7 protein-coding genes and 1 pseudogene are annotated in these 7,870 nt (G+C 34.4%); 6 read left to right on the forward strand and 2 right to left on the reverse strand.

The features are described from left to right. The 6 genes and pseudogenes from ASG21_RS05390 to ASG21_RS05415 all read left to right on the forward strand — a co-directional run. A partial coding sequence (locus ASG21_RS05390; RefSeq protein WP_185113710.1) for an HNH endonuclease occupies positions 1–391 on the forward strand: 391 nt, incomplete at its 5' end. Positions 392–401: 10 nt separating this feature from the next. Next, positions 402–992 (forward strand): SMI1/KNR4 family protein, encoded by a 591-nt coding sequence (locus ASG21_RS05395; protein WP_157844510.1) that lies wholly within the window; start codon positions 402–404, stop codon positions 990–992. Positions 993–1,210: 218 nt separating this feature from the next. After that, positions 1,211–1,831: pseudogene (locus ASG21_RS20560) on the forward strand (Hint domain-containing protein); the annotation flags it as partial. Positions 1,832–1,843: 12 nt separating this feature from the next. Further along, positions 1,844–2,287 carry a hypothetical protein gene (locus ASG21_RS05405; protein WP_056076839.1) on the forward strand — a complete coding sequence of 148 codons (444 nt, stop codon included), beginning with the start codon at positions 1,844–1,846 and terminating at the stop codon, positions 2,285–2,287. A gap of 188 nt (positions 2,288–2,475) precedes the next feature. Further along, positions 2,476–5,343, forward strand: coding sequence for a DNA polymerase I (gene polA / locus ASG21_RS05410; RefSeq protein WP_056076841.1), 2,868 nt, complete (start codon positions 2,476–2,478; stop codon positions 5,341–5,343). A 3-nt stretch (positions 5,344–5,346) separates the two neighbouring features. Continuing rightward, positions 5,347–6,381 carry a transglutaminase domain-containing protein gene (locus tag ASG21_RS05415; protein WP_056076843.1) on the forward strand — a complete coding sequence of 345 codons (1,035 nt, stop codon included), beginning with the start codon at positions 5,347–5,349 and terminating at the stop codon, positions 6,379–6,381. Positions 6,382–6,414: 33 nt separating this feature from the next. On the opposite strand, the gene ASG21_RS05420 is transcribed toward ASG21_RS05415, so the two are convergent. Together ASG21_RS05420 and ASG21_RS05425 are read right to left on the reverse strand one after the other, a co-directional pair. Next, positions 6,415–6,801 (reverse strand): immunity 22 family protein, encoded by a 387-nt coding sequence (locus ASG21_RS05420; RefSeq protein WP_056076844.1) that lies wholly within the window; start codon positions 6,799–6,801, stop codon positions 6,415–6,417. A gap of 524 nt (positions 6,802–7,325) precedes the next feature. Beyond that, a partial coding sequence (locus ASG21_RS05425) for a DUF4256 domain-containing protein (protein ID WP_082482437.1) occupies positions 7,326–7,870 on the reverse strand: 545 nt, incomplete at its 5' end.

Below are 7,870 nucleotides of genomic sequence, written 5' to 3' on the forward strand. Positions count from 1 at the left end.
GGATGGAACTTTGGTGCATAATGGGTGTAAACCAAGAAGCCCTTCATCTACAAACAAAAAAATTGATCATTCCCAAACAATCAATCATCCTGATGGTATTATAACTTATACAGATATTAACGGAGATTCTGTCACTTATAATTCTGCAGGTTATCCAGATTTTTCTCCACATGCAATTGATGAAGTTAGTCCAGTAACAGGTATGAATGGAAAGTATTCACATGATGAAGCTTTAGCTAATGCAGCTGCAGGTTACACGGAAACTCCAGCAGGATATGTTTGGCATCATGTCGAAGATGGATTAACAATGCAATTAGTTCCTAAATCAATTTACGGTAATTTTCCACATACCGGAGGAGCCTCTGGTCTAAGAGATGGAACTTTGCCTTAAAATAAATAATATGACTAAATTATTAACATTAGTAGAATTAGACAAAGAGGTCTTGATTGGAAAAATTAAGGATTTTGAATTGAGATATGATTTGGAACTTCCTATAAGCTTCAAGCAACTCATACTGGATTATAATGTCTGTAAGCCCGTTAAAACATTCTATAAAAAAAATAACCTTGAATTTAATCTAAATTATTTTTTTGGAATATCAGAAGATAAATACCAAAGTTTATCAGAGAATTACGAGACGTATGTAAATAGAATGCCTGATGAAATTTTTCCTGTAGGAAGTATAGATGGCGGAGATTTATTGTGTATGAACAAGAAGTCTGACGAGCTTTATTATTGGTTTCATGAAACTGATGATTGGGGACTTGAGGGAGTTGATAAATGGCCGAAAAAGGTTGCTGAAAGTATAGAAGAATATACAAACCAATTAATTTTACCTGAACTTCCTTCTCAACAAGAGATTGAAATTGCAAAGAAGAATAGTAGAGTGAAGATTACACCAATTTCAGTAAAAATTAAAAATGAGCAGAGAGAGAAACAAGGTTTACCTCCTCTTTCTTTTGAAGAGTGGCAAGAACTATTAAATGGATAGTATATATTGGAATAAATTGCTTTATCATGGAAACTATTTTGTAATAGCGTGATTTACATAAAATCATAAAAGTTTTTGGTTCAATAACTTACAAAATTCAGAATATAAGGTAACATTATTCTGTACAAACTTCTATAGTTATATTTAAACAAAAAAAAGCAACCATAAAGATTGGTTGCTTTTTTAATACACAAATGTAATGTAGATTTTTCTGCAATGATGAATGGATAGAAGCTGGAAACCTGAAAGCAGGAGATTTGCTACATTTAAAAGGTGGAGATTACACTACAATTATCAGCATAGAAACCTTGCCTCATTACGAAAAAGTTTATAATTTTGATATTAAGGATAATGAGAATTATTATGTGACTGAGGATGGAATTTTGGTGCATAATGGGTATAAATTGGAGGCTGGTACTCCAGAGCATAAAGCTCAAAGATGGGAAGATTACCAAGCTAGAGGTGGTGAATTAGATTATGATGATTGGAGTAAAAAATATGATGTTGCTATTCAGAATGCTAATAAAGGAAATGCGGCAGCAGATGCTTATCATGAAAAAGTAGGATGGGGTAAACGAGAAGTTACAGTAGAAGTTGAATTAGACGGAAACACTGTAAATCGTAGGTTAGATATTGCTGATGTAAAAAAACAAAAAGGAATTGAGGTGAAGTCTGGAAATTATTTCTCTAGGACAGAAGAATTAATGTACGAAATAAAAAGAGATAAGCAGTTAGTTAGAGATGGGTGGGATATTGAGTGGAGAATTGATGGTGGTGCAAGCCAACCATTACTTGATGAATTAAAAGCTGCAGGTATTAAAGTTTCACATAAACCATAAAATAAATTAAATATGCTATATACAAAAGAAAACTTCCAAGATTGGATATTTGATATTGATGATAAAATGGATTTATTCACAGAAGGGTTTGCTCAAGAAAATAATCTTAATCTGAATTACAGTATCAAATCATTAGATGAATTAGAGGGATGGATTTTAAAAACTTATAAGAGTGAAGATCAGTTAATAAAAGATCCTACAATATTTGATTTATTGACTATATATATTGGTGAAACATTTCGAAAGTATATTGGTGGTAAATGGTTTATGGATATTGATAATGAAAAGAATGCATTTTATATGATGCCGGTTCTCACTAGTCCTGATTTTAAAGGGGTTAAATATAAATCACCAATGACTTTTGCAACAGCAAGTATAGATAGAAAAAAAGGAAATTATATCAGCACAGTATTAAAAAATAATATGGAAGACATGGCGATTTCCATCAAAGAATAAATATACCTATTTATCGCTTGACCAATTTAGGACATAATTATTACCTATGAACAATTTCTCATAGAATACTCATCGTAAGAAGAAACTTCAAAAAAATGACGGCGGATCAAAGTCAAAATATCTCTTTTTAAATCCTCAAACATTTTCCAGACAATCCCATTTTCTTATATTTGTTCATTATTCAAGATATGGACGCAACACAGGACAAAAGGCTTTTTCTCATCGATGCTTATGCAATGATTTACAGAGGATTTCATGCAATGACTAACAATCAGAGATACACGTCTTCAGGAATGGAAACAACAGCCATTTTTGGTTTTATGAATTCTTTGATTGAACTGATTAGAAGAGAAAAACCTACGCATTTAGCAGTGATTTTTGATGTCGGAGAGGCAAGTATCCGGACCAACGATTATGCTGAATATAAAGCACATCGAAGTGAAACACCTGAAGCTATTACATTGGCAATTCCCTATATTCATCGAATTTTGGATGCTATGCATGTTCCTAGTTTAGGAATTAAAGGCTATGAGGCTGATGATGTAATTGGTACTATAGCATGTAAAGCAGAAAAGCAAAATTATACAAGTTATATTGTAAGCGGAGACAAAGATTTTGCACAATTGGTTACGGATAAAATTAAGCTTTACCGACCAGGTTTTAGGGGTGGAGATGTAAATATTTTAGGAGTAGATGAAGTTAAAGCAAGATATGGTGTTGAAAATCCGAAACAGGTGATCGACTATTTGGCGATGATGGGAGATGCGTCTGATAATATTCCGGGATTGCAGGGCGTTGGTGAAAAAACCGCAATGAAATTTCTTCAGGAATTTGGAAGTATTGAAAATCTTTTAGCCAATACAGATAAACTAAAAGGTAAACTCAAAGAAAAAGTGGAGGCTTCTGCCGAGCGTGGAATTTTATCTAAAAAGTTGGCAACAATCATTTGTGATGCGCCAGTGGAATTTCATCAGGAACAATACGATCTTGAAACGCCTGATTTTGAAAAAGTAAAAGAAATTTTTGACGAAATTGAATTCAGAAGACTCTACGAAAATCTGTACAGAGCATTCGCACCGGCCGAAACCGTTACTGTAAAAACCACAACGGTTGAGAAAGATGGGGTAATTATCAGCGAAACCGAAGTTTCAACTTCCGAAACGCCTCAGCAGAAGGTTGCGAGAAATGTCGGACAGCTCGACCTTTTTGCCAGTTTCGAAGAACTCGATCAGGCAACTTCTACCAAAGAAACCATCACAGAAAACGATCATCTGTATCAGTTTGTTGATAATCCGAAGGCTCAGAAAATATTAGTTCAGAATCTTTTAAAGCAGAGAGCAGTCTGCTTTGACACGGAAACCACTTCTTTGAATGAACTGGAAGCCGAACTGGTGGGAATGAGTTTCTCTTACAAAAAAGGATTGGCCTATTACGTGCCGCTTTCAGCAGATCAGGGCGAAGTTTTGCAGACGCTTGAGATTTTCAGACCGTTTTTTGAAAAGGAAGATTTAATAAAAATTGCTCACAACTTAAAATACGATTACAAAGTTCTGAAACAGTACAACATGACCGTGAAAGGAGCCATGTTTGACACGATGATTGCGCATTATCTTCTCAATCCTGACGGAAGACACGGTATGGATTATCTTTCAGAAGTATATTTAAATTATAAACCCGTTTCCATTGAAACCATTATCGGTAAGAAGGGAAAAAATCAGGGCAGTTTCAGAGATGCTGATTTGAGAACGCAAACTGATTACGCGGCAGAAGATGCTGATGTAACTTTCCAGCTGTATGAACTGTTTGCGCCACAGTTAAAGAAAGAAAATCTCGAAGATCTTTTCTACAACATCGAAATGCCTTTGATGGAAGTGTTGGCTAAAATGGAACTCGAAGGAATTTCTTTAGACGAGAAATGGCTGGCTCAGGAAAGTATCGACCTTGAAAATGATTTAAGACAGTTAGAATCAAAAATATTTGAAATTTCCGGCGAAGAATTTAATATGAACTCTCCGCGGCAGTTGGGCGAGGTTCTGTTTGAAAAAATGCAGCTCGACCCCAAAGCAAAAAAGACAAAGACTGGACAATACGCTACATCGGAAGATATTCTTCAGAAATTATCTTCCAAGCATGAGATCATACAGCATATTTTAGAATACCGAACGTATCAGAAATTAAAATCAACCTATGTAGATGCATTGCCTTCGCAGATTGATATAGATGATAACCGTGTGCATACTAATTTCTCACAGACAACGGCTGCAACAGGTCGTTTGGCGAGTGTAAACCCGAATTTGCAGAATATTCCGATCCGTACGTTGAGAGGTCAGCAAATCCGTGGAGCGTTTGTTTCAGGTGAAGGAAAGAAAATTATCTCTGCCGATTATTCTCAGATTGAATTGCGTCTGATCGCCGAAATTTCGGGTGAAGACAATATGATCAAAGCGTTTCAGGATGGTGAAGATATTCACGCTTCCACAGCTGCAAAACTGTTTAATATTCCTTTGGAAGAAGTTTCTAAAACGCAGCGTGGACAGGCAAAAACGGTCAACTTCGGAATTCTATACGGTCAGGGCGCCTTTGCTTTGGCAGAACAAACCGGATTATCGAGATCGGAAGCAAAGCAGATGATCGAAGCCTATTACGAAACCTATCCAAAATTAAAAGCTTACATGGCTTCGCAGGTACAGATTGCCCGTGATCAGGGTTATGTAGAAACAATTTTAGGAAGAAAACGTCATCTGAAAGACATCAATTCCGGAAATTTTGTAGTTCGCGCTCATGCTGAGAGAAATGCCGTGAATGCTCCTATTCAGGGAAGCGCTGCCGATGTTGTGAAAATGGCGATGATAAAAATTCAGAAAGAACTGGAAAAGGAAAAATTGCAGACGAAAATGCTTCTTCAGGTACATGACGAACTTATTTTTGAAGCTCCGGTTGATGAGGTAGAAGTTGCAAAACATATCATTAAAACCGAAATGGAAAATGCGATTGAAACGCAGGTTCCTTTGTTAGTGGAAGTTGGAGTAGGGAAGAACTGGCTGGAAGCGCATTAAAAGATGGAAGAGAAAATAATTATTCAGTGTCCGGAATGTCAAAGTAAGATGAGGGTTCCAAAAGGAAAGCACGTATCGTTTACTTGCAAAACATGTCGTATCCAATTAGAATTTGATGATAGATCAGTATACAAAAAGCTTGATCAAAGTAAAAGTAAAAAAACAATTTCAAGTGTAGTGATTTATCTTTTAACTTTAATAATCGCTTTTCCAATATCAATTATATTAAATCAATTTTTGCCGATTGTAGAAGGATATTATAAATACGAAAAATTATTGCTATTTCTAATTATTACTTTTTTATTGGGAGTAGTTTTTAAGAAGTTTACCAACCTTATCCTAATTACTGTCTGTGCAATATTGATATTTTTGACATATGGATCTGTTCAAAATAAATATGGATTTTCAAAACTTTTTTTGGATTATAAATCTTACATAATTGCGATTAATAATGGTCCTGAATTACAAGAATCAGTTTTTTCTAAATTAAAACCATTTAAAGATAAGAACGAAATTATTGCAGCGGTTGACTATTCAAATCCTATTGTTCGAGATTTTGCTTTAACATCTACAGAAGATGATAAATTTAGTTGTAAAGAATACAGAGATTATTGCAATTTGATTCAATTTTTCGCTGTCTTTAAAAAAATTAGAGAAAATTGGAACTATGTAAATGATCCCCAAGGTGAGGAATACTATGCAAAAGCTAGTGAAACATTTTCAAGAAAAAGATTTTCGGGGGATTGTGATGATTACTCAATTGCAATTGCAGCAGCTATAAAATCAATAGGAGGTAAAGTCCGGTTGGTAAGTACAGACGGACATTTATATCCAGAATTATATATTGAGGACAAAAAATCATTAGAAAACGTAAATTATATTATTAGTCAAAAACTTTTTAAAAATGAAATTGATAAAGATGTTATACATTATCACGAAGATGCAAGTGGTGGATTTTGGTTAAACCTAGATTATACAGCAGATTATCCTGGAGGTAAGTTTATGCATGAGGAAATTTTAGGCATCTTAAAACTTTAAACTAAAATGATACTATCAAATGATACTATCATTTTAATACTCAAACTCAATTCCACCCACATATACCAGAGAAAACTCATCATTTTCCACAGATTTCGGTTGCGGAATCTGTCCCTGGCTTACAAATACAAGCGAGTTAATGTCAAATTTAAGATTCATTTCATTGATTCTGTTGTATAAAACCGGAAGCCACTGTTCGGCAAAAGAATATTCAGAAAAGTGCTGGATGCTCTGTTCAAAACCATATTCCATCAAATCCTGATCAAACCAAACGGTGTCCTGCGACTCGGCAAATTTTGAAATATAGGTCTCATCAGATTCTTCCTCGATGTAGTAATTTTCGTCTTCCTCTGTAAAGTTGAAAAAATCTTTTTCAGTTCTGAAATTTCCTACCCAAAAATCTAAAATCTGTACATTCATAAATATCACTTTTAAAAACTCAAAGGTATAATAATACTTGATGTCTTCCAAAAACCTGAATTATTGCAGAGCGAAGAATTTATCACGAAGTTCGATTTATGTAAACCAATACAGCGAAATTGTCGTATATGACAATTGTAAGTTTGAAATTATAATTAAAAATAATTGGTGGGGAATGGGTACTTTTTATGAAATTAAAATTAAATTTATATGATTATGTTTCAGATATAGTAAAAAAATAAGGTTAAATTTCTGTAAATTATATGTTTAAAATCACAAAATATTTGTAATTTTTTGCAAATAAACTAAACTCCTGTCGAATTATTTTTGCATCAACAAGTTTATTCTCAGAGGAATTCTAAAGACACAATATCATTTTTGCCATTTTTGGCAGAAAAATTGAATTGGATGGCTTGTTTTTGAAATGAAAAAAAGAAATGTTTTTTTAGATAAAGTTTTTAAATAATAATTTATAAGCTTTAGTTTTTAGTTGGGGCTGCGTTGCAAAACGCAGCTTTTTTCTTTTAAATTTTCACACAACCTCTGAATCCTCTTGATGCGTAATAAGACTGTACACCGTTATGGTAGAGAAATACGAAATCGTATCTGCGGTCACAGAACAGTGAACCACCCAATTGGCGTATTTCAGATGGCGTCTTAATCCAGCTGGAAGTTTTCTCATCAAATTTTCCCAGCGTTTGCAGGTGTCGGTACTGCTGTTCGTCCAACAGTTCGATGCCCATTTCCTGAGCTGCATTTACCGCAGAATCCTGTGGTTTATTTTCTTTTCTTGCTAAAAGGGCTTCATGGTCGTAGCAGAAACTTCTTCTTCCTGCAGGACTTTCTTTGGAGCAGTCAAAGAATACAAGCTCTTCTTCAGCTTCCACCAGATCGGGTTCACCGCCTGTTTTTTCCATTTGAGCTAGACTCCACAGTTTTTCAGGATTGGCAAGAAGTTTCTCTTCCACTGATTTCCAGTCTGAGTTTTTTAAATTAAATCTGTCATCTAGTATTCTTGTTTTCAGAATGTTGAGAATATCTTCAGTTTCATTTGCTGAAAGCTTTTTTT

It is taken from the genome of Chryseobacterium sp. Leaf394 (assembly GCF_001424105.1).
In the GTDB taxonomy this organism is placed as follows: domain Bacteria; phylum Bacteroidota; class Bacteroidia; order Flavobacteriales; family Weeksellaceae; genus Chryseobacterium.

What these genes read in the sequence shown, in the direction of transcription:
- ASG21_RS05420 (WP_056076844.1), bottom strand. Translation starts at nt 6,801, where the DNA reads ATGAATGTACAGATTTTAGATTTTTGGGTAGGAAATTTCAGAACTGAA.
- polA (WP_056076841.1), top strand. Translation starts at nt 2,476, where the DNA reads ATGGACGCAACACAGGACAAAAGGCTTTTTCTCATCGATGCTTATGCA.
- ASG21_RS05395 (WP_157844510.1), top strand. Translation starts at nt 402, where the DNA reads ATGACTAAATTATTAACATTAGTAGAATTAGACAAAGAGGTCTTGATT.
- ASG21_RS05405 (WP_056076839.1), top strand. Translation starts at nt 1,844, where the DNA reads ATGCTATATACAAAAGAAAACTTCCAAGATTGGATATTTGATATTGAT.
- ASG21_RS05415 (WP_056076843.1), top strand. Translation starts at nt 5,347, where the DNA reads ATGGAAGAGAAAATAATTATTCAGTGTCCGGAATGTCAAAGTAAGATG.